Source organism: Paenibacillus sp. WC2504, from assembly GCF_052682475.1.
Window position 1 is genome coordinate 6,039,125 of the sequence record NZ_JBQZFH010000001.1, and the last position, 25,933, is coordinate 6,065,057.

A 25,933-nucleotide genomic window follows, 5' to 3' on the forward strand; every position below is an offset into this window, starting at 1 on the left:
ATCGAATGTGGGAAGAGATGCTCCTAACTGAACAGCTCAACATCCACATGGATAAATCCAACCACATGCTGGAATTGAGGCTTCGTGACCACGAACAGGAAGATACATTCTCTACAGTTCAGCTAAGCCATGCTGAGCTCATTTTACTTCTCCATACCCTGCTGGAAGTGAATCGATGTTTTCGCGGGGATGTCCCATATTTTCAAAACTAAAAAAGCACCTTCGATTCCCGCTAGCGGGTGTCGAAAGTGCTTTTTTCCTAGCCATTTCTATCTCTTAGTCCCGGCTAACTCCAACAATGGAAGCCAAAAAGCGCAAGATGTACAAGAAGAGATTGATGAAATCCAAATAAATATTAAGTGCAGCGAGCGGAACCTCTTCGGCCGATACGCCATTGCGGTATTGAGCCACATCATACAGCACCCAACCGCTGAAAATCAGAATGCCGAGCATCGACCAAATCAAGTTCGTCATCGAACCAAAGTTAACAAACATGCCAATGACACTCATCAAGACAAGGCCAATCGTTCCAGCGAACAAAAAGCCGCCGAGGAAGCTGAAATCACGTTGTGAGCGGTGCGCATAGAAGGCTAGTCCGCCAAAAATCGCCGCTGTCGCGAAGAATGCGCCCGATACCACGTTAGCTCCGAGCATACCCCCGTAAGCCATAATAACCGGATATAGGGTTACACCGGAAATCGCCGTAAAGGCATAAAGAAAACCATATCCGATATTTTTGCCGCGAATCCGAATGACGATGGCTGCCACCAGCATGGCCACTTCTGCAATGACGAAAAGCATAATCATCGAAGGCGGAACGACCATAGCGCCAATCAGTGTCCCCAGAAAGGAAACCAAGAGGGAGATGGCAAATGTTTGAAGCACATGAGCAAAACTGCCTGAATGAGAAACCGTGACCGTTCTATCCATGAAACTGTCAACTCCTTTTGTTAGAAAACATGTACAATCTATACTATGCATTATACCTAAACTTCATGAAAACCGCTATACGCCTGGACATTAGGCACTATTTGAAGGCGGAGATCATCTTAAGGAATATACGTTTCAAATGCGCACGAAGTTTCGCAGGAAATCTCAGGATAAGTCGCGTCCCCCAGCCGTCATAAGTTCCGCCGACTTCTGCGGCCAGAACGAACAATTCTTTGGTAATCGCATTGACGGTCGGAACATCCAGCGTGTGTAATTTGCTCAGGTGAAGCACGTATGGCTCCACCTGACGTGTCGTATCAAATTCGGAGACAATGACCCTGTAGCCAAGTGCGCCCACTTTGCTTTTCATCGCATCCATCCGGGTTGAATCCGGAAAATGCAGCCAATGCTGAACTTCCCTAGCTTTCTCCAGATTGTCTCCCCGACACTTCAGCGCATAGGCGATCTTGGCATTGCGCATCCACTGCTCTTCCAAGGGTGAAGGCGCCATTTCTTCCAGGTAGAAGCTCCAGTCTGCGTCCAAATTCATCGAGAAATAATAACGGAAGTTAGGAAAATCCGCCAGTATCCGTTTCATTTCCCGCTCCCAATCCCAGTCATCCTTGGCGTAAAAGTACATTTCCATTTTATTATTTGAAGAAATGCGCCCGGCATAGAGGGCATATCCCTGATCTTTCATCCGCGAAATAAGCTTGTCTTCGAGCTCATAAAAGGCTTGCTGCGCCTTCTGCGTTGAGCTGTCCGAGAGGTCCCACAAGCTATACATATTAAATACAATTGTAATTCTTTGTCCATATCCTATGAAAGGAGCTTTCTGCTTCAAAGCAGTGTTCATAAAGACTAGAACCTGCTCCCGATCCCGGATGCGTTCGAACAAATTCCAATCTTCTTCCATAGGATGACCCCCTATTTCCTTTCAAGATAATATTTATTATATAAGTCTTAGGCCTAGCTGCCTACCCGTCTGTGCATGATTTCCTAGGAAATAAAAAACAACCCCTTCAGAATCTGAAAGGGTTGTTACGGTTGATGCGATCAAGAGGACTCGAACCTCCACGGGGGTAAGCCCACACGGACCTGAACCGTGCGCGTCTGCCAATTCCGCCATGATCGCAAATGATGTGGTGACAAAAATAAATATAACATGGGACTCGAAAGCTCGTCAACGAAACTTTTACAATCCATGCATAAATACAAACCCCGCTCCTAAACCTATTCCCAAAGGAGGGATGACGAATGGATGAGGAAGAAATCAAAGCTCTCGAACCCAAATACACAGGCAATCAGCGACATCTCACAGAAGGTGAAGCTGAAGGCATCGTACATGATCCCAATTTCAAAAATGAAGACGAAGATCCGGATGGCGTTGATGTGTATCCTGCCGGGCTCGCCTTCGGCGTTTTCCGCAAACCGTAGATAGGCGTGGCATAACAATGTTATTCATCGCTGGATGTGCCTCCGGCAAGCACCGATGTGGACATACAAAACAAACGCCCCACTGTATCCTCACGGATCAGTAGGGCGTTTTCTCATACAACTGTCCCGATGCCAAGATAGCCTCGTACACGGTTCTTCCAATCATGTTTCCCAGCGCTGTAGCCGTGCCCGCATAGCTGTACAAGCGGCCGCGGCATGTCGTGGCGATAAGCACCGCGTCCGTGGTCGTTCCAGTGGCCGGATGTCCGTCCACTTCAACGCCTAAAGCTTGAAGCGCAGCCGCCTTGGCTTCCGTCGCGGTAATCACCGCGTTGACCATCGCGGCATCCGTTAATTGCCCATCGATAACGACAATGGTATTTATCGTACCGGGATAAAGTGAGGCAGCAGGCACCTCGGCGCCAGCCCTAGCCTTGTTCCCGAGCCCTACGGTGACCCACGCACAAACGTGCAGTGGATTCGTCTCGTTCTCGGTATCCTCTGCGCCATCTTGCGTCCACGTTAGCGTGCTGTACCCAACATCCTTCACCCAAGCTGCAGTTAGCATACCAGCCGTCTCTTGAGGATTCAACCCTTCCCGTTGGATGAAATCATCCATCTCGCGAAGGGGATCAGCCTCGTTATATAGCTTGTGTACCTGCCTGTTCATCAACGATCCATGCATCCCGAATCCTCCGCCCCATGGCGAAGAATTCAACGTACGCATCGGACTATCGCTACGAATTAGCACGTAACTGCCGTATTCGGAATTCACCAAATCCATCTGGATGCCCGTGATGGGAACCTTATTCTGATTCATCCGCAGCATCATCCGGTTCAATCAATTCTTGCGGAAGCATATATTCCGGTGGCCGTTCAGCTTCATAAGGCTGATACACATAGCTGCGTGCGAGCTTGACCACTCTGCGATTTTTTTTGCGGATTAAAACACTATCATCATCCCAAGCGACAACAATGCCGCGGACATCATTCCTTGGGCTAACATCGCGAATCACGCGAAGCAATGTGCTTTCAACACGATAAAGATCCAATTGATCTTCTGTTATCATTTCTCATACCTCCAACCATGCAGTTTACACCTTAAGCATACACCAATTCCTGTCTAGTTGAAACTTTACATAAATCCATTAGATCAGGGTTAACTTAATCATGACGAAGAAATAGAACGCCATTATAACCTTGGGGGTTTTTATATTGGACAAAAAAACGTATTACGTGAATGTCGGGACAGGTGAAGTATTGGAAGACAGCACCGCGCTCAATTATGAATTTGAGATTTCCGCTACTGAGGAGGAATTTGATCAATTGCAGGAGCTCTTTGAGGAAACAGATAACACGTCCCAAGCCAGCTATGCGACCTCTTGGCTCCCTTGGTCGGTTTATTACTCCAATGAGACCAATCAAGAATATGATTATTATTTGACGGAAGTGTATCGCACCTTGCACCGATTAGGGAATGAACAAACCAAAAGGCATATTGAAAGTATGAACATACTAAAAAATGGTGTCTAACGAGATCTCTCCGGAAGACTGCCTATGGAATGAAAAAAGGCCAACGAATCCATAACGGATCCATTGGCCTCTTGAATTTACATTAGCTTACATGTTCCTTGGAATCATTCGTTTCAAACCAGAAATCAAGGACCTTGCTTGACATGACACGCTTCTGAATATATTCCACTTGCGCTGCGGAAAATTGCTGTTCCCATTCAATAGTCAGCTCTGTGCAGAGCTTGACGATCGTTAACAACTCAGACCAAGCGACATAGCGTTTGTACCAGAAAAATTGAGGATGTTCGATCATATACGGATATAGATCATCAAATTCTGTATGCTTACAATCAAGAGCACGTTCAAAATGTGTTTTGGCTTCCCCAAGCTTAGTCATGAAATATTCAATGGAACCATTTTCGATACCCATAGATGTCAGCCTCCTCTCTTACCTTGTAACCATTATAATGGATAATTGGCAATCAGGGAAGTCAAAGACTAGATGTAAAATCAGTCAAAAGTGATTTGCCCGTTCTCTAGCGAGGCAATTCTTGCTAACGATTCCACCCGAATGCCGCGTTCTCTAATCGAACTGCCGCCGGATTGGAACGATTTCTCCACCGCAATGCCGACACCGACGAGTTCAGCCTCCGCTTTCTCAATAATGCGAATTAAGCCGCGAGCCGCGTCCCCATTTGCAATAAAATCATCAATAAGCAGCACACGTTCACCCTTATGCAGCAAATGCGAGGAAACCATAATGTCGGTCACAATGCCTTTGGTAAAAGAAGGCACACGCTCGCTGTACGTATCTTGATCCATCGTTAATGTCTTCTTGCGGCGTGCGAAAATCATAGGGATCTCAAGATGCAATGCTGTTGTAAAGGCAATTGGAATACCAGAGGACTCTACGGTTAACACCTTGTCCGGCTTGGTGTCTCTGAAAAGTCTTGCAAACTCCCGTCCCATCTCCATGGTCAAAACCGGATCCACCTGATGATTAAGAATGGCATCCAGCTTAAGTACTTTATCCGATACAACGACACCGACTTCTTGGATCCGCTGCTTTAACAATTCCATGATACTGGCCCCCTTAATCCTGTCTATTATGAGTAAGTTACCATAATGATGAAGTAGGTTTCAAGTCCCAATTTGCGAATATTGCTCGTGGAAGTGAAACTTTTATTGCTGAATAGGTGTCTATAATCATATAGGGTTTAACTTTTTCAGATTTGTTTTAGAAATGCTCACATTTAGGCAGCAAGATCCATTGAGATTGACAACCCGAACGCAGTATGATTAGTAATATTATTTTAAGACAACTATTCGGCAGAAAGGAAAGATGATGATGAACAATGCGATGAGACCCGTCATGCTTGGCTTTGTGCCTGTTGCATTTTCCTTGCTTATCGTAGCTGGCTGCCAAGAGTCATCTGCTCCTTCCGCTCAGCCTACTATAGATCCATCGGTTCATGTTCAGAAGCAGAATCCAAGCACAACCCCGGCCAGCACGCCTGCCGTGCTGGCTGTAGAAACTCCAGCTGCTTCCTTGGCACCGGAGGATACGATAGCCAAGCATGAAGCGCAAGTTGCAAACACGAACAAAACGGACTTATCGGATCTACCTCAGAGCTCTGCAAGCGCCAAGCCAACGACAAAACCGCGGGTGAAGGCTGAAGATGCTTACCAGCAGGAGAAACCGACTCTAATGGGCTTAAAGCTTGGAACGAGCAAAAACCTGGTGCTGGACCGATTCGGCAAAGCCAAGAAACAATTCGTTATGGATGAAGACGATGATGCGATTCAGGTCTACGATTTCGGCGATTTCTCCGTTGGCTTTAATGTCAAGGATGCCCTTGAATTCGTGGATGTACACTCCACTGATATTGATCCAGGACTACGCGGCTTGCACCTCGGTCAGAAAGTAGAGGATGCGATTAGCATTCTCGGTAAACCGGATTCCAACACAACGTATGTGCTTTCTTACAAATCACAGGGTACGCTTCTGAAGCTCGATGTCGACCCGAATGCCAACACGATCCAATCGATCAAGCTTTTCGCAGATCGTTAATACCGCACTAAAACCGAAGACCATACCGTCATCCATAGGATGATAAGTATGGTCTTTATTTGTGTTCAGATCGCTCTTCTTTTTCGAAAGCGGAAATAAATCACCGCTCCTATCGCAGCCACAACCGCTAGAATAATGAAACTGACCCCCATATATTTATGTATCAAATTGAACAATCCATCCAAATTGCTGCCGATAAAATGGCCTAAGGTCAAGAAGGTTGTACACCACAGCAGCGCTCCTGTCCCCGCGTAAAGCATATATTTGTAGAATTTCACTCCGCTTACCCCGGACAAATAGCAGGTGAAATGGCGGACTCCCGGCACAAAATACCCGAAGAATACGGTCCACAGCCCATACTTATGAAACCAACCTTCCGCTCTTTCGATCCGGTCCGGCGTCAATTTGAACCATTTTCCATAGCGGTATAAGAAGGGCTTGCCCACCCGGTGGCCAATGAGATAACTCACAATCATCCCCGTCATCGTACCTGCATAAATCACAATTAACGTTGTCCCATACTCAAAAGGACCTCCAGGCGCGGTCAATGAGCCCACGAAAGCCATCAAAGTTTCATCGGGTATAGGTACGCCAACAATGCCGGCAGATAACAAAATGTACAGTGCAATATAGCCATAATGTCCAATAAAATCATAAAGAGCTTCTTTCACAAAAGACACACTCCCAATTTCTTACGTCTTTCTGTTCCTATCCATTTTATCAAAAACCAGGGCTTGCCCCAAGTTGCAGTCATGCTACTGTCTTCGTGAACATACCTTGTACTATACCAAACGAAAGAAAGCGGGGCAATCCATGCGAAAAGGATCACAGATCGTCCGTATTGCCTTTACCTATATTGGAACTGTCGTTGGAGCAGGTTTTGCTTCCGGACAAGAGATTTTGCAATTTTTTACGCGTTACGGATGGATAGCTTCATTGACGATCGCTTTATCCAGCATCCTGTTCATCTGGATTGGCATCAAACTTATGCTCATGGCTCATACATTGAAAGCCACATCTTATGAGGATTTAAACCGGGTCATTTTTGGGCCGAAAATAGGAAATTGGATCAGCTTGTTTACGATGATCGTGCTGTTCGGAATCACAACCGTCATGCTTGCCGGTGGCGGCACTGTATTTGAGGAGCAGCTTCATCTTTCCTATCAGACTGGACTTTTGGTCACGTTGGTTCTCTCCTATCTCGTATTATCGCGAGGAATTGGAGCCATTATGACCGTTAACTCGATTGTCGTTCCTATCATGCTGCTTTTTAGTGTGGTTATCGTCGTCTATACGTGGCATTCACCGTCTTCGGGAAACTGGCTGAGGATCACAACAGATGATTCGCTTGGTAAAATATGGTTCGCCCCATTTCTCTACACAGCTTTCAATTTGGCCATGGCACAAGCCGTTCTGGTGCCGATGGGATCTTCCATCACGAAACGCTCCGATCTTTACTGGGGCGGACTTATCGGTGGGGCGGGCATTGGACTGCTGCTCCTCTCCGCCCACTATGCGCTTTCAGCGCAAATGCCAGGCATCGCACAGTATGAGATCCCCATGGGGAATATCATTAACAGGCTGGGCTCAGCCCCTCAGATCGCCTATTTGCTCGTGATTTACGGAGAAATTTTCACGACATTTATCGCTGACGCGTATGGCTTGTCTTTGCAGCTGCAGCAACGTACCAAATTAAACCCTAAGCTACTGCTGCTAAGCATCTTAGGACTTAGTTATCTCGTCAGCCAAATTGGTTTCAAAACACTTCTTGCCGCTCTGTACCCTGTATTCGGCTTAATTAGTGTTGTCTGGCTCGTGCTCATGATCTGGCGCAACCGTAAACGTACGGTGTAGAGCTCCTGTTTGAGCGAAGCCGAGAACGACAATCAAACGAACCATCAACAAGAGCATCCCCATCGCACATAAAATAAGACCCGTGAGCAAATAGGAAAAATGGAAAGCAGCCGTCGTCGCCGTTTGATCGCGCAAGATCGCGAAAAGTTGCGCTAACAATAGCAGCAAACCACTGATAAAAAGTCCGATCACCGTATAATCCATCACCGTCCAACGTGAAAAATAGCTCACCGCAATCTCCACTTGGCTCAAAGCTTTTGGCGCTGCCGCCTGCTGACGCCAAAGCTGATGAATCATCCAAGCCGTGTAAATGGCGACGCCCGTTACAAAAAGGCCTAACAACCCGCCAATTATCGCTAATAGCATATTCATGCCTTAGTCCCCCCTTCTTAATTGTCGACTATCCATGCCGCAGACCATAAATGAGGATAAGCGTCAAACCAAAGCAAAGAACCGGGAGCGCATAAAGAAGGGGGAACAGCATCCAGCTTGGGAGGTTCATCGCTGGTTTCCATAGGAGCTGAAGCCGCCTCACTTCAGCCGCCTCCGGGCTTTCTGCAGATTTGAGTGATTTAACGGATAAGGTCTCCGCTGCCCCTTCATTCCACTCGATCTTCCCTTTTTTCCAACCAACCTGGTACGTAATTTCACGGTGTTCTTTCTTCTTCTCGCTTCCTGGCTCCACTTTGATTCCTCCAGCTTTTTTCTTCAACTTATATGAGGTTGAACCAGTTCTCATGCCATGCAGGACAACCGTTCTACAAGTTTATTAATTGATAGTTGGGTATAACGCGTGCAGCCGCATCCCGCACATGCCCGTGACACGTAAACAACAACACTTGATGCCTGCTGCTTAAGTCAGCGAGCACACGCAGACAGCTCTCCATCCGTTCCTCATCGAAATTGACTAGAATATCATCCATAACAAGCGGTAGCACCGCTTTGCCGGCGTATTCTTCCACAAGCGCAAAGCGCATGGATAGATATAGCTGCTCCGCCGTTCCGCGACTAAGTTGAGTCGTGTCCAAGGACTGTCCATTGGATCTAACCGCAACAAGACGCTGTTCTCCAAACGGAGCTTTGACATGGGTGAATGCTCCATTCGTCATCCTGGACAAGTAATCGGATGCTCGTAAAAGCACACCGGGTTGTCGTTCCTGCTCATAAACTTCGCGCGCTTTCTTCATGAGCAAGGAAGCGAAGGATGCCACGGCATACTGATCGACCTGTTCCCGAATCGAAGCCCGGTAAGCTTCAGCCTGAAGCTGGCCATCGGCTTGCTCAGCGCCTTGCTCCAGCTGTTCGATACGTGCCGTCAACTTACCAGCCGCTTCGCGAAGTTCATTCGTTAAGGCCGCCGTTTCCGCCATCTGCTGCTCAAGAGTCTCCAAGCGGTAAGCAATATCGGCTTCCCCTTGCGTCTCCAACAGCTCCGTATAACTGGCAAGTGACGCACGGCTTAGCAAAGCCTCTAGCGAAGATTCCAACAGCTTCTGTTCATCGGTCAACTTCTTGCGCTCTTCCTGCTCTCTCTCCTGCAAGCGGAGCGCTTCGCCATCTTCTGCAGAGGCTTCCTGCAGCAAGATGGCAAGCCGTTCACGCGTGCGCTGCTCGGCAGCATCCAGAAGCTGCAGCTCTTCTGCGACCTCTGCATAAAGCACTTCGTTATGCTCTCTCGCTGCAAGCAGCTTCAGCTGCTCTTGCTCCTGCTCTTTCCAGCGTTTGAGCGCAAATAAAGGCTCTTGCGCTGTGGATAGTCGAAGCCGGCATACAATAGCTTCTTCATACTGCTCTACACTTTTTAACAATGCCGCAAGCCTTGCTTCCAGTTTATGGAGCTGACGGAGACTCTCCTGCCCCTGCTCAATCGTCTGAATGGTTTCCATCGCGGCATCAGGGGACAATCGCCCGCTTAAGCCAAGGGATACAAGCCAGCTGCTCCAATCCCTTTGAAGCTGCTCAGACTCCGCTACGTGCTGCTCATACACAATCCCTCGCAGCCCTTCTTGATGTTGTAGGGAGTCGCGCATTTCCTTCGCATCCTGCAGCTTGTCCACCTTGCGCTGCTGCTGGTCCAGCTGTTGCTTGTTGTGCTGGGCTTCTCTCAACCAGGCATCCAACTGAGGCTGAAAGCTATGAAGAGCGTGCGATTCAGCACGACTTCTTTGCTGCGAAGCGTGCAAAGCGGATGCCGCCGCAGCTTCGTTAAAGCCAATTTGCGTCTGGCTGGATTTCATGAACGCACTAATTTGTTCCTGCAAGCTTCGTTCCAATTCTAGAAGTTCACGAGCGGTCGTTTCATTCGGAGAGAACTCCTGGCTGGGAGACGCCGTCATCGTTCGGGAAGCCCTACGATCCGATGCCGAGCGGTCGCCGAACTGGATGTAGAGTGCCACACCTGCAAATAGCAGAAACGCACAAACAGCTATTGCCCAACTGCTCTGCCATGCCAACAGAATGGGAACAATAATCGCCAATGCGCCGAAGAAAAGCGCCATACGTTTTCGAAGCTTTCGCGAGGCCGCCTTCCCTGCCTTGGCGGCTTCCTCCAGGCTGAGCTTGTATTGATTCTGCACAGCTTCCCGCTCTTTGTGATGCTGAACTTCCCTGACCAGAAGCTGCCACTGCGCGTAATCTCTTGCGATTCTTTGCAGCGCCGTTCCCGGGTCGATCCCTCCTGGAAATGAGGGGGCTAACCGGACATCGGCTTCCAAGAGGCGAATGGTATCTTCTACCCGCAGAAGCTGCTGTTCCAGACTTTCCAGCTCGGTTCGAACGCGCAGCTCATCCCCCCGGATCTTATGGAACTGTTCCTTGAAAGATCGAATCTGTTCGCGGAGGGAGATGGACACGGCAAAGGCGCCGAGATCCATCTGACTTTCCCCGTCTGCGCCATCTATTTGCTTCAGCAGTCTGTCGATCTGCGCGCGTGCGTGTTCTTGTTCCACACGCAGCCCGTCCAAACTGCGCTTCTGTTCTTCATACGTGGCTGCTTGTTCCAGCCAATGATTCAGCTCCGTCTGATGCTCGAGCACATCAGGATCGATGCGGATCGCGCCCAGCTGATCCGCAAGCGTCTGCTGCCGCAGGCTGAGCCTTGCGCGCTCCGCATGGAGGCGCTCCAGCTCCGCTTCTAGCGCGTCCAGCCTCGTCGAGGCGCGCTCGGGGAAGCCAGCCAGCTCCGGCAGCGCCGCGAGCTCCTGGCCGATCTGCCGCAGCCGGATCCATCCGCTGCGCGCCTTGCCGGCCAGGCTGAGCCGGAGCTGCTCCGCGCGCAGCGCCTCCTGCTGCTCCTCCAGAGCAGCAATGCGCTCCTCCGCGGAGCGGCGCTCTCCCTGCAGCCGATCATAATCGGCTGCCAAGTCACGGCTGCGGCGCAGCGACTGCTCCAGACCCTCCAGCTCCTTCAGGAGACGATTCATCTCCTGATTGCGACCGCGGGGTCTGTACAGGCCGTCGGCCTGCGCCGTCAGCTTGCGTTCGGCTTCCATAATCGTCGAACCGTTTACACCAAGCCCAGCGCTATATAGATAGCCGCTGAGCTCGTCCGTCTGCAAGGTGCGAAGCTCCTGCAGCTCGGTTAAACCAAAAGCGAACAAGCTGCGGAAGAGGTCGGCCGATAGGCCGCCCAGCAGCGTGTTCAGCAGCTCTTCTCCCCCGGTGGTGCCATCACCGAGGGTAACCTTGACGTGCCCCGCTGAGGCACGTTTGCCGCCTGCGGCGGGCGCGTCATAGCGCTCGACGCGAATGAGCTGACCCTGCTCATCCTGCAGGGTCAAAGCGCCGCCATGGGCGCCGCCGCCCAGCGGCTCGTAGCGTTCCGACCGGTTCTGCCGGGTCGGAAAGCCGAACAGCACCGCGCGGACGAAGCCCATGAGCGTGCTCTTGCCCGCTTCGTTGGCACCGTAGAACAGCGCCAGCGGGCTGTCCGTGTCGAGCTGCCGCTGCCGCAGGCTGCCGAAGCCCTCTACCTGGATGGATACGATCTTCATCCAGGCCACCCCCCTTCCGCGGACAGGAGATCCGCGGCCATTTCTTCCGCAGCGCGCAGCCATTCGCGCAGCCGGTCGGGATCCGCCGCAGCCGGATCGCCGGCTGCCTGCGGCAGGCTTTGCAGCGCGGCGAGGGCTTCGCCCGCGAACGCTTGCAGCGCGGCGTCGTCTGCACGCAGCCCAGCCGAAATCCGCAGGAGGTCGCCAAGAAAGCTCTTCTCCTGCTGCAGGGCCTCCAGATCGAGCTCACTGGCCGTTCGGTCCTCGATCGATTCGATCCAGACGAAGCGGCTCCGCTCCGCTTCGTCCGAACGCAGCTCAGCGATCAGTTCCTGAAGCATCCGCCCTTTGCGGAGCATGCCGGAGATTGCGCTTCGCCCTTCCAAAACGATACGGACGACAGCATCGCGTCCGTCTGCTTCAGCCCTGGCCCGTTCAAGTTGGTCCCCGATCTTGTCCTTCAATTCTTGCTCTGTCTGAACGCCGGCAACAGACAGCCGCATCTGGAACCAGCGCACCTGGTCCAGCGCACGAAAGGCAAGATCCGCTCGTCCATTATCCGACATATCAACGATATAACAACCTCGCGGCCCTGTTTCCCGAATATTTCGCCCCTGCAGGTTCCCCGGATACACAATTGCCGGCTGCTCCAGAAGCACATTTCTTGTATGAACGTGGCCTAAAGCCCAATAGTGCATACCCGCCTTCAGCAAATCTTGCTTGCTGCATGGTGCATAGTTATCATGAGCCGGGTCACCATCGACATTCGTATGTAAAAGCGCAATTTGAGCCGCATCTTCGAGGCCTGGCTTAAATTGTAACGCTAAGTTCTCCATCACCGCTGCGCTGCGATAAGAAATCCCATGAATCTGGGCGATGACGCCGCGATCCGGTTTCGTTACCGTCAGCGTCTCAACATGATCGCACGCAAAAAAATGGACGTCTGCCGGCCAAACCAGCTTTGCGGCGCGTCCATCCTCCGGGTCATGATTTCCATGAATGATATAAGTAGGGATTCCTTGCGCAGCCAACTGCTCCAGCGCTTTCTGAAAGCGAATTTGTGCGCGAAGGGAACGATCCGATAAATCGTAAACATCCCCGCTGATAAGTACAAAATCCACCTGCTCTTGAATAGCTGCCGCCACGAGTTCCTTGAGCGCACCGAACGTCGATTCTCGCATGCGCTCACGAACGCGATCAGGCAGCGCCGACATGCCTTTGAACGGGGAATCCAAATGCAAGTCGGCGGCATGCATAAACCGCAGTCGTTTCATGTCTCAAGCGCCTTCCTGCTTTAGTTATTTTCGTTCTGATCTTCTTGCTTTTCCGCTTTAGGATCATGTTCCGCTATTTGATAACTCTCATAGACACTTTTCAATTGGCGAAGAACACGGTTCAACGAATAAGTTTTCTTCGCTTTTTCCCAGGCGGTACGCGCCAGGTTGTAACGGAACGTTGGATCTATAACCACCTTCTCCAAAGCGTGGCTTAATGCCATGGCATCTCCGACAGGCACCAGCAAGCCGTTGTGTCCATGTTCAATTTGCTCTGCAATCCCTCCGACATCGGTCCCGATCAATGCAAGCCAGCATAACGCGGCTTCTGCAAATACAGAACCGAATGCTTCCGCGCGAGACGGCAATACGAAGACATCAAAAAACGGCATGAATTCCTCCGGATGCAGCATATAGCCATAAAAAATCGTTTCCTCATAAATATTATGCTGAATGGCCAGCTTCTCCAGCTCTTCCCGGCTAGGTCCATCCCCGATAATGTGTAAAACAAAAGGATGGCCGCGCTTTTTCAGTTCTCCGCATGCGATCAGCAGTGTATCCAGCCCCTTGGCAGGTACAAGACGGCACACCGTAATGAATTGTGTCACTGCATTTTCATGGGAAATCGGGCGGAAACGTTTCTCATCAAAACCGTTCGGGATTACGCCAATCCGTTCGCTATCCTGCACATACTCGGCGATATATTGTTTGAACGAGTTCGACACCGTAATAATCTGATCGACCTTTGTTTCAAGCTCCTCATAAATCTGAGTGAGAAACTGATGTTCCACGCCATTCTCTTTAATGCGACCGTTCAGTACAAGCTCTCTCTCAAAGCTGGAGTGAATGGTCAAAATCACAGGTGTTTCCGGATAAATCTCCTTCATCGCCATCGCCGCAATCGGGTGATGCGCATGAATAATGTCATATTTCTTGGTCACTCGCAGCTTCGTCCACCAAACATAATCCTTGTAAGTCTGAATGTATTTATCAACGATCGGGTTACCGGCATACTTCCGCCAATCGAAAGTGACGAATTCCACTTCCTCTGTGCCTTTATTGCGAATCCGCTTAGGCAGCGAAAATAGTTCCATTTCCCATCCCTTTTTATTAAATCGGTCCAAAATATAGGGAACCATGGATGACACCCCACCCGGTTGTTCCGGTGGGAAAAATAATGCTTGCAAGATGTTCATTGCATGAGCCCCTCTCCCAAAGCCTTGAGCTTTACCTTCTTATTGTAACTTGTGCGCGCCGAATATAAAAGAGAACAACTTTAAGCCGCTTGAAACGATTCTATCCCTCTCTCCCATTTTCCTTTATAATAGAATCACATCTTGTCGAAAAATAGGGATTTTGGGGGAACGCATGAAAGCTGTTGATCTCTTGTTCGGTGATTTAGCTTCATTATTATCGCATGTTATTGTATTGGTTATTGTGACACTAATGTTTGTCATTTCACTACGTTTGTTTCTCGATCGCCGTAAAAAAGGCTACATGTCGATGACCTTCTCCGTTATCTTCGTCGGCATTCATTACCTGCTTAAGATATACGTCTTGCTCACGGCACTAGATACAAGCTTAACGGCTTACGTATTGTTAATGCTGAAAATCGTATCCTTCGTACTTTTGAATTTTGGAGTTTATCAATTATACAACCGAACGCACCGTAAACAGTACATATTTTTTTATGGTTTGATTATTATGGGATTCGTTGTCTCTATTCTTCATTTTAGTGTGCCTCAAATGTACAGCGGCACGATTCAGCAGGTTCGGCTGCTGCAAGACATTGCCCTGGAGCTTTATGTTTTTGTGCTAATCTTCCTGTGCTTTTACATGATACCTCCTTACATTGGCCAACAAGCGAAGTATCAATGGGCGCTTACCATCTTTTTCCTGATCCAAACCTGTCATTTAATCAATGTATATATGTATGGGAATGAACAGATTTGGCTCACCCTGGCGGGCAATATTTTGCCCATCGTTTTTTACTTTTTATTATTTATCCTGCTGTTTGATCGTGTTGTTGAGCTGATGCAAGCCATCTATAATTCATCCATCACGGACGGACTTACTCGTCTGTATAACCGCAAATTTTTCTACAATCGTGTTTCGCAGTATGTCGGGAGACATCTTCCTATCTCTATTTTGTTCAGCGATATTGACAATTTCAAGAAACTGAATGACACGAAGGGGCACCAGATGGGCGACGATGTGTTGAAGCAAGTGGCTCAAATTATGAAGGAAGAAGCCGAGGAATGCGGCATTGCAGGCCGTTACGGCGGGGAAGAGATGGTTGTGATGGTAACGGATCCAAGTGTGAAAATGGAGGCTTTCGCAGAACGCGTACGCAGCCGGATTGAGAAAGAGACCATCGTAACCGCCAGCATCGGGTATAGCAAATACAAAAACGGCGTAAGCGCCGAAGAGCTTATCAAGCAAGCGGATGAGGCCATGTATAAGGCCAAAACAACAGGTAAAAACAAGGTCGTCAAATACGCTTAAATTAAAAAGGGCTGTCTCCAAGGTCTTTAAATGACCCCCAAGACAGCCCTTCATTCTTTTTACTCGTCGTCTGCTTCAAGCACATGCGCTTTGCAAAATGCTTCTACTGCCGCGACTTCATCATCCTCAAGATCAAAATCCAGATAGATTTGCGTCGTTTTCTCATAAAGCTCGTACTTCAATAGCCCTGATTTGTCTTCGTCAACGTTGTAGATCGCACGAATGTACAATCCGCTTTCGGAGTACAACTCATCATCTTCCTCAACTTCGATATCTATAAGAAATTCGTATCGTTGTCCGCTCAAAATACCAAACGGATCTTTGATCACTTCAACCGTATAACTCGTAATCGTAAACATCGTATCCCCCCCTTTTTCATCTGCAAGGCTTTAGTATACCTGATTATAGGAAGAATCGCACATAGGCCTCAGACCAGCTTCACGATTTGTCCCGCTGGAATTTCGACGGAGTCACCCTCCACACTGATCCAGACTGAAGTGGCTGTGGGATTATGTACAAGATGGCGATCAACCGAGTAACGCAATTGTTCCAGTGCCTGTAAGTAGGTATAAATCTCCGCATTCGTCGCGTACCAAATGTTGTTGTGCCCGCCTATCATCTCGCCAAAACGATCGATAAGGTCCCAATTGTTATCGTTTTCAAATTCATAGCTATGACCCCATACATAGAAAAGCGCCATCCGCGTGTGCCTTTGCTCAAGTTTGGCGAACTGCTCGCCATACTCTAACATCATCTTATGATGACAGGTAGGATGCCACCTTAGAAAATCGTCGGGAATATGAAATTTCCCATGGCTTGCTACGGTTCTCGCATATTCAACACCGAGAGTCGGCAGCATCGAAACAACTCGATCACTATATGTTCCAAACGGATAGCTCATTCCCTTAACGGGATAGCCAACCAGAGACTCTAAAACTCTGCGGTCGTCCATGATTTCCATGACGATTTGTTCGTTCGGAGATTGCTCCAGGAATGGATGATCAACTGTATGCGCCGATACCTCGTGTCCTGTGAAAAGAGAGACAACTTCTTCCGCTGTAATATAGTCGTCTTTGCCCAAAAAACCACTGTTCAAGTGGAAGGTTCCTTTGATCCCGTATTCATTTAATTTCCCCACGAATCTACGGTCATGCACTCTTCCATCATCAAAGCTAAGGGTCAAGGCTTTGTGAACCCCGCCAGGAAATCGGTCATTGCGAATACGCATTTGGTTTCCCCCAATAAGTACTTCATAAAGTTATTCCCATATTTTACTTTTGGTTGTCCAATTTTTGCAAGTGATTTCCGCCACATCTTTGTTTAAGGGAACAGCTGGCCTCTATTTGGAGAAAAGACGAGCAACTCCTTCCATGAGCGAAACTATGGGGTCTTATTTCGGTTCCTTGGCTCATCACTCCGCTTATTTCCAATGTTTGTCAATAAAAGCATCACGCCCCGAGGAAATCCGTTCTTCTTTATACTCCTTAGGGTTCTTGATGTGATAATTCTGGTGGTATTCTTCCGCCGGGTAAAAGGCAACAGCTGGCCTGATCTCCGTTACAATCGGCTTATCAAAACGTCCGCTTTGCGCAAGCTCCTCTTTCGATTTGGCGGCAAGCTTGCGCTGCTCTTCGTTATGATAAAAAATAGCCGTACGATACTGGCTACCACGGTCAATATACTGTCCTTCATCATCCGTAGGATCTATCTGTGGCCAGTATAACTCGAGCAGTTTTTCATATGGGAAGATAGCCGGATCAAATGTGATTTCGACAACTTCCAAATGACCGGTTTGCCCAGTTTTTACTTGTTCATAAGTAGGATTCTCTACTGTACCACCCATATAACCAGATACAATACCGTGAATCCCTGGTTGTTCTTCAAATGGACTTACCATACACCAGAAGCACCCACCGGCAAAAGTCGCTTTTTGTATCATTAAAATCCCTCTTTCATCATGTATGATAGGATTGTTTGTATAGCTATTTATTATAATTATTTGCGGTTAACAAGTCCATTTTCCCGGAGCTATTAAGCGTTGGTTTTCTTTCAATAAAAAAACAGGGAGCAACTGTCTACGACAGTCCACTCCCTGCTTCATTCACTTCGTTCCATATCTAATTACCACACAAACGTCATAGTAACAATAACCAATAGAATGAACAGAACCAAAATTGCGGCTGCACTTGTGCTACCTGCTGTATAACCCATAGATCCCATCCTCCTTTCTAAAAAAACAATCATTCGTTGGTGAGGAGGTGTACGACCTTACACACTAACTGAAGTTAGAATGATAACAAGTAAGATGAATAGAACAAGGATAATCGCTGCCGAAGTATACCCTCCACCATTGCATCCAGCTGTATAACCCATTAACAGATCCTCCTCTGATAAAGAAAAGTGTAACGACCTTATAAAGTACGAAAATTTTTGAAAAGTTGCTTGGACGAAATAACCAGTTACATGTTACCTATTTTGAGTCCCCGTTACAGCTCGAACGGTTTGCCTCCGATGATGGAACAAGTAATAAATAATAAGCGTTAAAATCATAATAAATCCACCGATCAGGAACATCGTATGATAGTTTGTCTTTGCTGCAATCACCCCGAGTAAATAGGAGCCTACTCCGTATCCAGAGTCAAAAAACACGAGAAACGTACTGATAGCAACTCCTCTGCGATGACCGGGTGAAGCTTTAACCGCAATGGTCATAAAGCTGGGAAAGATAGCCCCATATCCGACTCCAATTATTCCGGCTGTAATAAGAAACACAGGTGCCGTATAAGCTTGGCTCAACCAGATCATCCCGATAATGAATAAAATAATCCCCGGATAAGCAAGAATATGCTCTCCTTTTCGATCAAACAATCTTCCGGTAAAGGGCCGGGTAAGGAGGATCATCAAAGCAAGAATGATAAAAAAGTAGCTGGCAATACGCTCTAGCCCCAACGTTTTGGCATATACGGAGATAAATGTAGATAAAGCACCATAAGAAAACGCAAGGACGAAGCCGGCTATAGAAATCGGTATGGCAGACACCTCAATATAGCGTCGAACCCCCTTGATGACCACTTCCGACGATGGACGGTTCACATGTTTCGTGAATCTTGTAAGCATCCCGCACAATAAAGACAACAGTGAAAAAACAGCAACCATCATGAACATGACTACATAGCTAATATGTGTTGTTATCCATAAGCCTACAAAAGGCCCTATAACCATTGCAAGGCTCATAAACAAACTAAAATAGCCAACTCCCTCTCCTTTCCGATGTTCAGGAATAATATCCAGAGCAATGGCTGAAGTGGATGTCGTCACGATCCCAAAAGCAAAACCATGAATAAACCGCAAGATGAGTAGGACAGAATAGTTGTCAATCCATAGATACGACAAACTGCATATCGTAGAGATAATTAATGCAAGATTTAAAAGTTTTCTTCTGTTAATCTCTTCTAACCACTTTCCGGTTAAAGGCCTTGAAATGACCGCCGTTATGACAAAAAGCGTGATAACAAGACCAATGCCTTGTTCGCTTCCGCGCAGCTCATCGAGTACAAATTGCGGCAAAGTCACGGCCAATATATAAAAGGTCATAAAGATAAAAAAGTGACTAAAACTGATCATTAGGAAATCCCGGCTCCATAATCTCTCTTTCTCCACTTCGATCCCTTCTTTCTCTCTGTAGTATCTTTAGTATCCAGATGATTCATACAACTATGCTCCTCCGTTGCATGTAAGCATTGTAGTAAAAAAATCATTGATAGATCAATACTTATATTTCAATAATAATCATCTAAAATTTCAATGATGATCATGTTAGATCGATTGAGCCCCTTCCACAAATCAATAGAATTCTTCTATCATTTCAAAAGAAATCACGCTATTGATAAATGAACTTTCATAATCTACAATGCAGGGTAGATGCTTTGAGCACGAGCAGAGGGAGGGATTTGTTGCCCATGGAGTTAAGACAACTGGAGTGTTTCAAAATGATATGCGAGGAACTTCATTTTACCCGTGCAGCTGAAAGGTTAGGAATTACGCAACCCACGTTAAGTTATCAGATTAAACTTCTCGAAGATGAATTGGGCGTCCCCTTATTTAGTCGAATCGGTAAAAAAATCGCGGTCACCGAAGCTGGCAGCATTTTATACAACCATTGCAGTACTATTTTCAGTTCCTTGACTGGGGCGCGTGAAGAGATTTTTGAGCTGCAGCACATTGAGCGCGGTACATTGTCGATTGGTGCACTAATTGGCGAAATCAATGAGTATGTGTCCAGTTTGCTGGTGGACTTCCATAACATGCACCCGAAAATTCAAATCAAACTAAATGGCGTGGTAGATGTTCTAGAACCTCTGATTCAAAACGAACTTGACTTCGCGGTTACCATTTTGCCTGTGGAAGATGAACGATTCAAAACCGTGCCTCTTTATGTAGAAGATTTTTATTTTGTGGTGAAGTCGGATCATCCCTTTGCTGATTACAAATCAATCTCTTTTGAAGTGATTAAAAATGAACCTGTCATTATGTTCCCGAGCAATCATCGTTGCCGTAAAATGATAGATCTTGCTTGTTCGAGCCTCGGTTTTGACTTAGACCCCAAAATTGAGACTACAACCATCAGATCCTTGTTGATGCTGGTCCGATCAGGTGCAGGAGTGTCTATTTTATCGAAAACCCTGTTAGAGATGTACCCTCATCAAGATTTGAAGATGATTCCCATAACGAACCCTTCGTTGCGCAGGGAAATAGGTGTGATTTACCTGAAAGATCGCTATATGGAGAAAGCTGCGAGGGAGTTTATCGATCTAATGTTAGGACGTCCGTACCCTCTTTGAACAACGCCGACGCAAAAAAAACAAGCCATAAGGCTTGTAATTAAGCATGCTTTGCTTCCTTAAGCTGAAAATACAGACCACTGGAATCCGACCATTCCGCGAAAAGCACACGCTCATGATGCGGAATTCCGCTAAGCTGCAAAAGCCGATCCACCCAGAGCTTGTCTCGCCCTAAGCGCTGCAATGAATCTTCATTGATGCTGCCGTTTTCAATGATGTAAGCGGGAAGGCTGACGCTGCTCTGCTGGTCTTTTGCGTTGCCGCTGATGCCTTCCGGGTCATTCTGGCGCAGCACACTGATGCTGCCATTCGTCTCGAACAAGGCATAAGCGACTTCGCGCAGCGAGAAAATATTATTTTCCCGAAGCAGCATGCCCAACTGGGCGAAATCAAGATTGTTGCGCTTCATCGCCTTGAAATCGACCACACCGTTTCGGATAATCAGATCGGGCGTTCCCGCGGCATAGCGGGATAGTCTGGGGAATCGAGCGATAAACTTTTCCAACCCCAGCGCAAGAAGCGTCCAGATTATCAGCGCGAAAACCAGATGGCTAAGATGAACTTCCTCATCATAAATCGTATTGCCTACCAATTCGCTGAGCATTAAAGAGGAAACGAAATCAAAAGCGGTCAACTGAGAGATCTCTTTTTTTCCCAGCAATCTGGTCATGATTAATAGACCTATCAAAGCGACTGTAAGTTTGACACCGATACTTACATATAGATTGGCATTCACTTTCATCTTCCCCTTCGTAAAATCAAGTGACCCTATGAGTTCATTTTTTCAACTCTTTCAATAATTTCCGATATCGCATCCATGCTGATGGGCTTGCTGATGTAAGCATCCATACCTTCGGATAAATATTTCTCACTATCGCCTTTAATGGCGTGAGCTGTCACTGCCACAATGCACGGTCTTTTCTTCCCGTTTAACTGCTCATTGATAAACTTTGTGGCCGCCAAGCCATCCATCCCGGGCATTTGAATATCCATAAAGATGATGTCATACGAATATCGCTTGACAGCTTCTACAGCTTCTTTTCCGTTTTGGACCACGGTCGTTTTGTGCCCGAGTTTCTCTATCATTTTCTTTAACACAAGTTGATTTACTTCGTTGTCTTCGGCAATTAATATTTTCAAAGACCAATCTTTTGAATTTTCGGCAATGTCTTCCCCCTCGCGCCAATCATCAGATGGAGATGCGTCTGAATGATTCAATTGGACCCGAAAGTTCGCTGTGAACAGGAACGTTGATCCGATTTGATCTTTGGAAGCCTCATGCCAGATCTCACCGTCCATGAGCCCAACAAGCTTTTTACAGATAGCTAATCCTAAACCCGTCCCCTCTGTTTTCCGAGTCATAAAATGATCAACTTGATAAAAAGGTTCAAATAAATGACCCACCTGATCTTTCGGTACTCCAATCCCTGTATCCTTGACGGCAAATTGAAGCCGCACCTGATCCAATTCTTGCGACACCGTTTCAACGCTGATAGAAATCGCCCCTTTAGGGGTGAACTTGATGGCATTGCTGAGTAAATTCAGTAGAACTTGTCTTAACTTCGTCGTATCTCCATAAACCAAGTTAGGAACTTTAGGACAGACCGATGTTGCTATCTCCAGATTTTTCTCAAGAGCTCTAGACATGACCATATACAATGTTTCTGATAAAACAGTTCTCACACTCAACGGTTCTTCCACTAATTCCGTCCTGCCGGATTCAATTTTGGAGAAGTCCAGAATATCATTGATGATCGCGAGCAACGTGGCGCCACTTTTTTTAATAATTTCTACATATTCAATCTGCTCTTCATCCAAATCCGTCTCCAAGAGCACTTCCGTCATACCAATAACCCCGTTCATCGGCGTACGGATTTCATGACTCATCATAGCTAAAAACTCACTTTTGGCTTTATTCGTCTTTTCAGCGGCTTCTTTTTCAATGATCAACTTCTTTTGTTCCGTCATGTCTTTCGCTATGATGTAAAAGCCCATAATTTGCGTCTGTATAATGATTGGAACCAGCGTTACCAATACTTCAACTGAATGACCATTCTTATGTTGAAAGAAAGCGATATCCTTTTCGACATTTTCGATAGCATGATGATTGTTTATATGATTTTTTAAAGCCAAGAGCAACTCGGTTGAATTTTTTTCGCCAATTAATTTGGACATTCCACTGCCAATCAACTCTTCAATCAGATATCCGGTCATTTGCTGCACCATAATATTGCCATTCATAATAATGCCGTCCAAACCAAAAGAAATAATCGCATCGTGGTTGTATTTCTTTAACGACGTATACCGTTCAATACTTTCCTGCAGCTTTAGTTCAGCTAGCTTATTCTTGGTTACATCATTAAACTGAGCTATAAAATATAAGGGCTTCCCCCCCTGATCATCACGAACTAACGAAACATGGACAGAGGCCCAAACGATGTGGCCGTTTTTATTAAAATACCGATTCTCCAATTCAAATGATGGAATGTCCCCATCCAATAGCTCAGTAAGCATACCTCTGCTGTTATTACGATCATCGGGATGCCGGATATCATCTAATGTAAAGTTCCTGAACTCATCTTCCGAATAGCCGAAAATTCGGCAAACCGCCTTGTTAACATTCAGCCATTTTCGTTCCAGAGAGATTACAGCGATCCCAATCGGTGCATTTGTATATATGTGGCCAAATATAGCTTCAGAGTCAAAAAACTTCAAATCCTGCATCCATACATTCCTCCTTTTGCATTAACGCAATATGAACTTCTTATTCATATTTTACCATAAAAGAGGGACCTGTCCGTCAGCCTGATAAAAATCGAAATCATTCTCTCCTCTGACCCTGCAACATTTCCTGTTAGCCTGTCGTTTGAGATACTGAATGCAAAAACTCAACGAGGTGATAGAACTTGAAATCCCGCAAAAAACTACTAAGCTTATCCGCAGCTGCCGTTTTGTCTTTATCTTTAGCAGGTCAAAGTTTTGCAGCAACCTCAACGTTCACCGATTTGGAGCAGGTTGCGGCCAAAGATAAAATTATTTCCCTGCAATCGCAAGGTCTCGTATCAGGAGTCAGCAGCGATCTGTTTCAGCCCGATGCAGCGCTAACGGCCTCCCAAGGCGTTCAAATGATTGTCAAAGCGCTTGGGTTGAACCTCAACGCAATTAATTTCTTCAAAGCACCTCAGGCAACCGACTATTTTGCGAAAGCCAACAATGATGCCTGGTATGCGCAGAGCTTAATTATTGCAGCGAATAATGACCTGAAGCTTGATACTGAACTTGATCCGAACCAGAAATGGACGAAGGAAATGTTTACAAAAGAATTGCTCATTGCCTTGGACGGTCATAATATCATGCACATGATGAAGCTCCCGCCGATCGCCATTAAAGACAAGGACAACATTACCCTTGACGCTCTCGGAGCGATCCAAGCCGCCATTTACAAAGGGATTACAACGCTTGACGCCGACGGTAATTTCCATCCGCAAGCGGATATTACACGCGCACAAGCTGCAGAAATGATCTATAACTCACTTAAATACATCCATCCTGCTACAGGTCAGATTTCAACACCGGATTCAACGGGTGATGTTCCAAGAAATGGACAAAGCCAACCGATGATCCCTGCAGATGGTCAAACGGGTCAAGTGAAAGCCGATTCCAACGTGTATGAGAATACCCAATACGGTTTTCGTTTCACGCTGCCAAACAGTTGGAAAGGTTACACCATTGTAACGGACAAGTGGGAGGGTCTTTCCGTATCGGATTCGCAAGCCGCGAACGTAGTTGAAAGCGGCGCGAAGATTAGCATCCGCCATCCCGAATGGACATCCGAACAGCCAAGACAGGATATCCCCATTCTCGTCTTTACCGTTGATCAATGGAATGAGCTTCAACAGGACAAATTCCATATCGGCGCAGCTCCAATCGGGCCCAGCGAGCTAGTCCGTAATGACAAGTACGTATTTGCGCTTCCGGCGCGTTATAATTTCGCCTACCCTGAAGGCTACCAAGAGGTAGAGGAGATTTTAAAAAGTAATCCGATTCAACCGATTTCTTAATTTAAAACGAAGAAAAAGACCAAGAATTAGTTATCTTCTTGGTCTTTCATATGCTTTAAATTATTAGCTGTAGTCTCATTTTATCATGCCTTCGGGATCACGGATGTAGGCGGGGCGATTGGTGTCCCTGTATTGAACCACTTCGCCAACCAGTTCTGCGCCATGTGCAAGCAGGCGCGCTATTACGCCATTGATATTATCGACGGCAAACATGATGCGGCGGATGCCGAGTTCGTTCACTGTAGTTTTCTCAATCCCAGTTCTGATAGCATCCGGCGTATGGAACTTGTCCAGCTCGATCCGACCTTGACCGTCCGGTGTGCGCATAAACACGAGGGTATCACGGACATTCTGAAGTGCAATGAGACGATCTACGGAGGTACCTTCGACGGTCGTTTTGCCCTCCAACTCGAATCCTAGTTGGAGAAAAAAACTTTAACGGCTTTATCTACAATATAGCCTATAATAACAAATGAATATTTACTCACCCATCGTGATGGGTCTGTTAATTTTATATTAATATTTGAAGCATAGCTGTAACTACACCCGTATGAATGGCTAGGTGTTGAGAAGTTGCAAAGAGTAATTCTCTATAATTATTAGCTTTCAGAATATTATTTCTTACGGGTGTATCCAGCTTCGTCTTTAATGATGTGTGAATCAGATTACGTAGTTCTTCCAGCTGAGCGATCAATCGCTCCCATGATGGTGGTTCTTTAGTCCAATTTGCTGGCTTTGTACTATATGTGAACATCTCTTGATATAACTTTGGAAGATTAAGTGGTTGATCTATAGAACCAAACACATGGTACTCAGTCACAGTAAGAACATGTCCTAAGTGCCAATGAAGATTAGTTTCAAAACCATTAGGAACTAACTTACGTTGATTTTCTGGGACCTTATTCATCAATTCAATAAAAGCGTCAAGTTGTTTGTCAAACAAGTAGAACACGAAATCTTCTTTCATATTTCCGAACCTTCTTTCACAAAACCATCTACTATAATACCTCGATATGTGCCACCCTTCATTCGATGCTTAACAGCATCTTGGTAAGCAGGGCTATAGTACCAAGACTTCGCTTCCTCGATACCTGGAAATTCCAACACAGCTGCTCCTTCTACTTCCGGTCCTTCAATGACTTCATGCATACCGTACATGACTAGAGGCTTCAATAAATGACCTTGAAGGGCTGACGGAGCTTTAGACGCGTAGATTTTTAATTCTTCTATATTAGTTGTCTTTTCTCTGATAAAAATAACGTAAGCTGGCATTGGAACATCAAATCCTTTCCATAATGAATATTAAAAGGCCCCGTAATAACTTAATTGGAGACATACGTTTTCCTAAACCAACTATACACACATGAATTCATATTGTATAATTTATAATTTTCATAATATTAATTAATATAAGTAATGTATGAGGGCCACAGCGCCTGTTTGAGCTAAAGAGAAG

Annotated in this window: 30 protein-coding genes, 1 tRNA gene and 1 pseudogene; 8 read left to right on the top strand and 24 right to left on the bottom strand. The window is 46.6% G+C overall.

The window, feature by feature from the left end:
- Nucleotides 1–5 precede the first annotated feature (5 nt).
- On the top strand, nt 6–212 hold the full coding sequence (locus tag ACUN27_RS27115; protein WP_326062033.1) for a hypothetical protein: 207 nt from the start codon (nt 6–8) through the stop codon (nt 210–212).
- A gap of 64 nt (nt 213–276) precedes the next feature.
- On the opposite strand, the gene ACUN27_RS27120 is transcribed toward ACUN27_RS27115, so the two are convergent.
- The 3 genes from ACUN27_RS27120 to ACUN27_RS27130 all read right to left on the bottom strand — a co-directional run bounded on the left by ACUN27_RS27120 (nt 277) and on the right by ACUN27_RS27130 (nt 2,065).
- Nucleotides 277–930 (bottom strand): Bax inhibitor-1/YccA family protein, encoded by a 654-nt coding sequence (locus tag ACUN27_RS27120; protein WP_326062034.1) that lies wholly within the window; start codon nt 928–930, stop codon nt 277–279.
- 97 nt (nt 931–1,027) lie between these two features.
- Nucleotides 1,028–1,846 carry a DUF695 domain-containing protein gene (locus ACUN27_RS27125; protein WP_445559875.1) on the bottom strand — a complete coding sequence of 273 codons (819 nt, stop codon included), beginning with the start codon at nt 1,844–1,846 and terminating at the stop codon, nt 1,028–1,030.
- A 135-nt stretch (nt 1,847–1,981) separates the two neighbouring features.
- Nucleotides 1,982–2,065: transfer RNA gene (locus tag ACUN27_RS27130), tRNA-Leu, on the bottom strand.
- A 122-nt stretch (nt 2,066–2,187) separates the two neighbouring features.
- Between ACUN27_RS27130 and ACUN27_RS27135 the strand changes: the two genes are divergently transcribed.
- Complete coding sequence (locus ACUN27_RS27135) at nt 2,188–2,367, top strand: hypothetical protein (protein WP_315954075.1); 180 nt, start codon at nt 2,188–2,190, stop codon at nt 2,365–2,367.
- Nucleotides 2,368–2,464: 97 nt separating this feature from the next.
- Here ACUN27_RS27135 and ACUN27_RS27140 read toward each other — a convergent pair whose 3' ends face one another.
- Both ACUN27_RS27140 and ACUN27_RS27145 read right to left on the bottom strand, forming a co-directional pair.
- Nucleotides 2,465–3,187: an adenosylcobinamide amidohydrolase gene (locus tag ACUN27_RS27140; RefSeq protein ID WP_445559876.1), complete on the bottom strand. Its 723-nt coding sequence runs from the start codon at nt 3,185–3,187 to the stop codon at nt 2,465–2,467.
- On the bottom strand, nt 3,174–3,437 hold the full coding sequence (locus ACUN27_RS27145; RefSeq protein WP_157325741.1) for a hypothetical protein: 264 nt from the start codon (nt 3,435–3,437) through the stop codon (nt 3,174–3,176). Before ACUN27_RS27145 ends, ACUN27_RS27140 begins: the two co-directional genes overlap by 14 nt.
- A gap of 145 nt (nt 3,438–3,582) precedes the next feature.
- Between ACUN27_RS27145 and ACUN27_RS27150 the strand changes: the two genes are divergently transcribed.
- Complete coding sequence (locus tag ACUN27_RS27150; protein ID WP_315954077.1) at nt 3,583–3,900, top strand: hypothetical protein; 318 nt, start codon at nt 3,583–3,585, stop codon at nt 3,898–3,900.
- Between the two features lie 82 nt (nt 3,901–3,982).
- Here the strand turns inward: ACUN27_RS27150 and ACUN27_RS27155 are convergent, their stop codons facing one another.
- Together ACUN27_RS27155 and ACUN27_RS27160 are read right to left on the bottom strand one after the other, a co-directional pair.
- Nucleotides 3,983–4,309 (bottom strand): hypothetical protein, encoded by a 327-nt coding sequence (locus tag ACUN27_RS27155; protein ID WP_079413697.1) that lies wholly within the window; start codon nt 4,307–4,309, stop codon nt 3,983–3,985.
- 80 nt (nt 4,310–4,389) lie between these two features.
- Nucleotides 4,390–4,959 carry a xanthine phosphoribosyltransferase gene (locus ACUN27_RS27160; protein WP_161409454.1) on the bottom strand — a complete coding sequence of 190 codons (570 nt, stop codon included), beginning with the start codon at nt 4,957–4,959 and terminating at the stop codon, nt 4,390–4,392.
- A 262-nt stretch (nt 4,960–5,221) separates the two neighbouring features.
- Here ACUN27_RS27160 and ACUN27_RS27165 point away from each other — a divergent pair, with 262 nt between their 5' ends.
- Nucleotides 5,222–5,950 (top strand): hypothetical protein, encoded by a 729-nt coding sequence (locus ACUN27_RS27165; protein WP_315954078.1) that lies wholly within the window; start codon nt 5,222–5,224, stop codon nt 5,948–5,950.
- Nucleotides 5,951–6,015: 65 nt separating this feature from the next.
- On the opposite strand, the gene ACUN27_RS27170 is transcribed toward ACUN27_RS27165, so the two are convergent.
- On the bottom strand, nt 6,016–6,621 hold the full coding sequence (locus tag ACUN27_RS27170; protein WP_315954079.1) for a DedA family protein: 606 nt from the start codon (nt 6,619–6,621) through the stop codon (nt 6,016–6,018).
- Between the two features lie 142 nt (nt 6,622–6,763).
- Between ACUN27_RS27170 and ACUN27_RS27175 the strand changes: the two genes are divergently transcribed.
- Nucleotides 6,764–7,804 carry a YkvI family membrane protein gene (locus tag ACUN27_RS27175; protein WP_315954080.1) on the top strand — a complete coding sequence of 347 codons (1,041 nt, stop codon included), beginning with the start codon at nt 6,764–6,766 and terminating at the stop codon, nt 7,802–7,804.
- Here ACUN27_RS27175 and ACUN27_RS27180 read toward each other — a convergent pair.
- From ACUN27_RS27180 to ACUN27_RS27200, 5 genes are read right to left on the bottom strand one after another with little or no spacing between them, the layout of a single operon-like run.
- A complete protein-coding gene (locus ACUN27_RS27180) occupies nt 7,745–8,176 on the bottom strand; it encodes a hypothetical protein (RefSeq protein ID WP_315954081.1) in 432 nt (143 codons plus the stop codon). The genes ACUN27_RS27175 and ACUN27_RS27180 overlap by 60 nt on opposite strands.
- Before the next feature lie 28 nt (nt 8,177–8,204).
- Nucleotides 8,205–8,516, bottom strand: a complete 312-nt coding sequence (locus tag ACUN27_RS27185; RefSeq protein WP_445559877.1) for a hypothetical protein — start codon at nt 8,514–8,516, stop codon at nt 8,205–8,207.
- Between the two features lie 46 nt (nt 8,517–8,562).
- Nucleotides 8,563–11,796 carry an AAA family ATPase gene (locus ACUN27_RS27190; protein WP_445559878.1) on the bottom strand — a complete coding sequence of 1,078 codons (3,234 nt, stop codon included), beginning with the start codon at nt 11,794–11,796 and terminating at the stop codon, nt 8,563–8,565.
- On the bottom strand, nt 11,793–13,070 hold the full coding sequence (locus ACUN27_RS27195) for a metallophosphoesterase family protein (protein WP_315954084.1): 1,278 nt from the start codon (nt 13,068–13,070) through the stop codon (nt 11,793–11,795). The genes ACUN27_RS27190 and ACUN27_RS27195 overlap by 4 nt, the downstream gene beginning before the upstream one ends.
- Before the next feature lie 20 nt (nt 13,071–13,090).
- Complete coding sequence (locus ACUN27_RS27200) at nt 13,091–14,266, bottom strand: glycosyltransferase family 4 protein (protein ID WP_326062039.1); 1,176 nt, start codon at nt 14,264–14,266, stop codon at nt 13,091–13,093.
- Between the two features lie 172 nt (nt 14,267–14,438).
- Here ACUN27_RS27200 and ACUN27_RS27205 point away from each other — a divergent pair, with 172 nt between their 5' ends.
- Nucleotides 14,439–15,575, top strand: coding sequence for a GGDEF domain-containing protein (locus ACUN27_RS27205; protein ID WP_326062040.1), 1,137 nt, complete (start codon nt 14,439–14,441; stop codon nt 15,573–15,575).
- 59 nt (nt 15,576–15,634) lie between these two features.
- Here the strand turns inward: ACUN27_RS27205 and ACUN27_RS27210 are convergent, their stop codons facing one another.
- The 6 genes from ACUN27_RS27210 to ACUN27_RS27235 all read right to left on the bottom strand — a co-directional run bounded on the left by ACUN27_RS27210 (nt 15,635) and on the right by ACUN27_RS27235 (nt 19,235).
- Complete coding sequence (locus ACUN27_RS27210; RefSeq protein ID WP_127454422.1) at nt 15,635–15,934, bottom strand: DUF6509 family protein; 300 nt, start codon at nt 15,932–15,934, stop codon at nt 15,635–15,637.
- Between the two features lie 68 nt (nt 15,935–16,002).
- Nucleotides 16,003–16,803, bottom strand: a complete 801-nt coding sequence (locus tag ACUN27_RS27215) for a polysaccharide deacetylase family protein (RefSeq protein WP_326062041.1) — start codon at nt 16,801–16,803, stop codon at nt 16,003–16,005.
- Nucleotides 16,804–16,995: 192 nt separating this feature from the next.
- Entirely contained in the window at nt 16,996–17,514 is a 519-nt protein-coding gene (gene msrA, locus ACUN27_RS27220; RefSeq protein ID WP_326062042.1) for a peptide-methionine (S)-S-oxide reductase MsrA, read from the bottom strand.
- A gap of 182 nt (nt 17,515–17,696) precedes the next feature.
- Entirely contained in the window at nt 17,697–17,795 is a 99-nt protein-coding gene (locus ACUN27_RS27225) for a sporulation protein YjcZ (protein ID WP_157325763.1), read from the bottom strand.
- Between the two features lie 48 nt (nt 17,796–17,843).
- Nucleotides 17,844–17,948 (bottom strand): YjcZ family sporulation protein, encoded by a 105-nt coding sequence (locus tag ACUN27_RS27230; protein WP_127454428.1) that lies wholly within the window; start codon nt 17,946–17,948, stop codon nt 17,844–17,846.
- Nucleotides 17,949–18,041: 93 nt separating this feature from the next.
- Nucleotides 18,042–19,235, bottom strand: a complete 1,194-nt coding sequence (locus ACUN27_RS27235; protein ID WP_315954089.1) for an MFS transporter — start codon at nt 19,233–19,235, stop codon at nt 18,042–18,044.
- 299 nt (nt 19,236–19,534) lie between these two features.
- On the opposite strand from ACUN27_RS27235, the gene ACUN27_RS27240 reads away from it, so the two are divergent.
- Nucleotides 19,535–20,416 carry a LysR family transcriptional regulator gene (locus ACUN27_RS27240; protein ID WP_445559879.1) on the top strand — a complete coding sequence of 294 codons (882 nt, stop codon included), beginning with the start codon at nt 19,535–19,537 and terminating at the stop codon, nt 20,414–20,416.
- 40 nt (nt 20,417–20,456) lie between these two features.
- Here the strand turns inward: ACUN27_RS27240 and ACUN27_RS27245 are convergent, their stop codons facing one another.
- Together ACUN27_RS27245 and ACUN27_RS27250 are read right to left on the bottom strand one after the other, a co-directional pair.
- The gene (locus ACUN27_RS27245) at nt 20,457–21,152 is read right to left on the bottom strand and encodes a DUF421 domain-containing protein (RefSeq protein WP_315954091.1); all 696 of its coding nucleotides are present in this window, start codon (nt 21,150–21,152) and stop codon (nt 20,457–20,459) included.
- A 32-nt stretch (nt 21,153–21,184) separates the two neighbouring features.
- Nucleotides 21,185–23,140: a PAS domain S-box protein gene (locus ACUN27_RS27250; protein ID WP_445559880.1), complete on the bottom strand. Its 1,956-nt coding sequence runs from the start codon at nt 23,138–23,140 to the stop codon at nt 21,185–21,187.
- A gap of 182 nt (nt 23,141–23,322) precedes the next feature.
- Here ACUN27_RS27250 and ACUN27_RS27255 point away from each other — a divergent pair, with 182 nt between their 5' ends.
- Entirely contained in the window at nt 23,323–24,477 is a 1,155-nt protein-coding gene (locus tag ACUN27_RS27255) for an S-layer homology domain-containing protein (RefSeq protein WP_445559881.1), read from the top strand.
- 75 nt (nt 24,478–24,552) lie between these two features.
- Here ACUN27_RS27255 and ACUN27_RS27260 read toward each other — a convergent pair.
- The 3 genes and pseudogenes from ACUN27_RS27260 to ACUN27_RS27270 all read right to left on the bottom strand — a co-directional run.
- Nucleotides 24,553–24,897, bottom strand: a pseudogene (locus ACUN27_RS27260) (VOC family protein); the annotation flags it as partial.
- A gap of 91 nt (nt 24,898–24,988) precedes the next feature.
- Nucleotides 24,989–25,444 (bottom strand): DinB family protein, encoded by a 456-nt coding sequence (locus tag ACUN27_RS27265; protein ID WP_445559882.1) that lies wholly within the window; start codon nt 25,442–25,444, stop codon nt 24,989–24,991.
- Nucleotides 25,441–25,749, bottom strand: coding sequence for a DUF1330 domain-containing protein (locus tag ACUN27_RS27270; RefSeq protein ID WP_315954096.1), 309 nt, complete (start codon nt 25,747–25,749; stop codon nt 25,441–25,443). The genes ACUN27_RS27265 and ACUN27_RS27270 overlap by 4 nt, the downstream gene beginning before the upstream one ends.
- Nucleotides 25,750–25,933 lie beyond the last annotated feature (184 nt).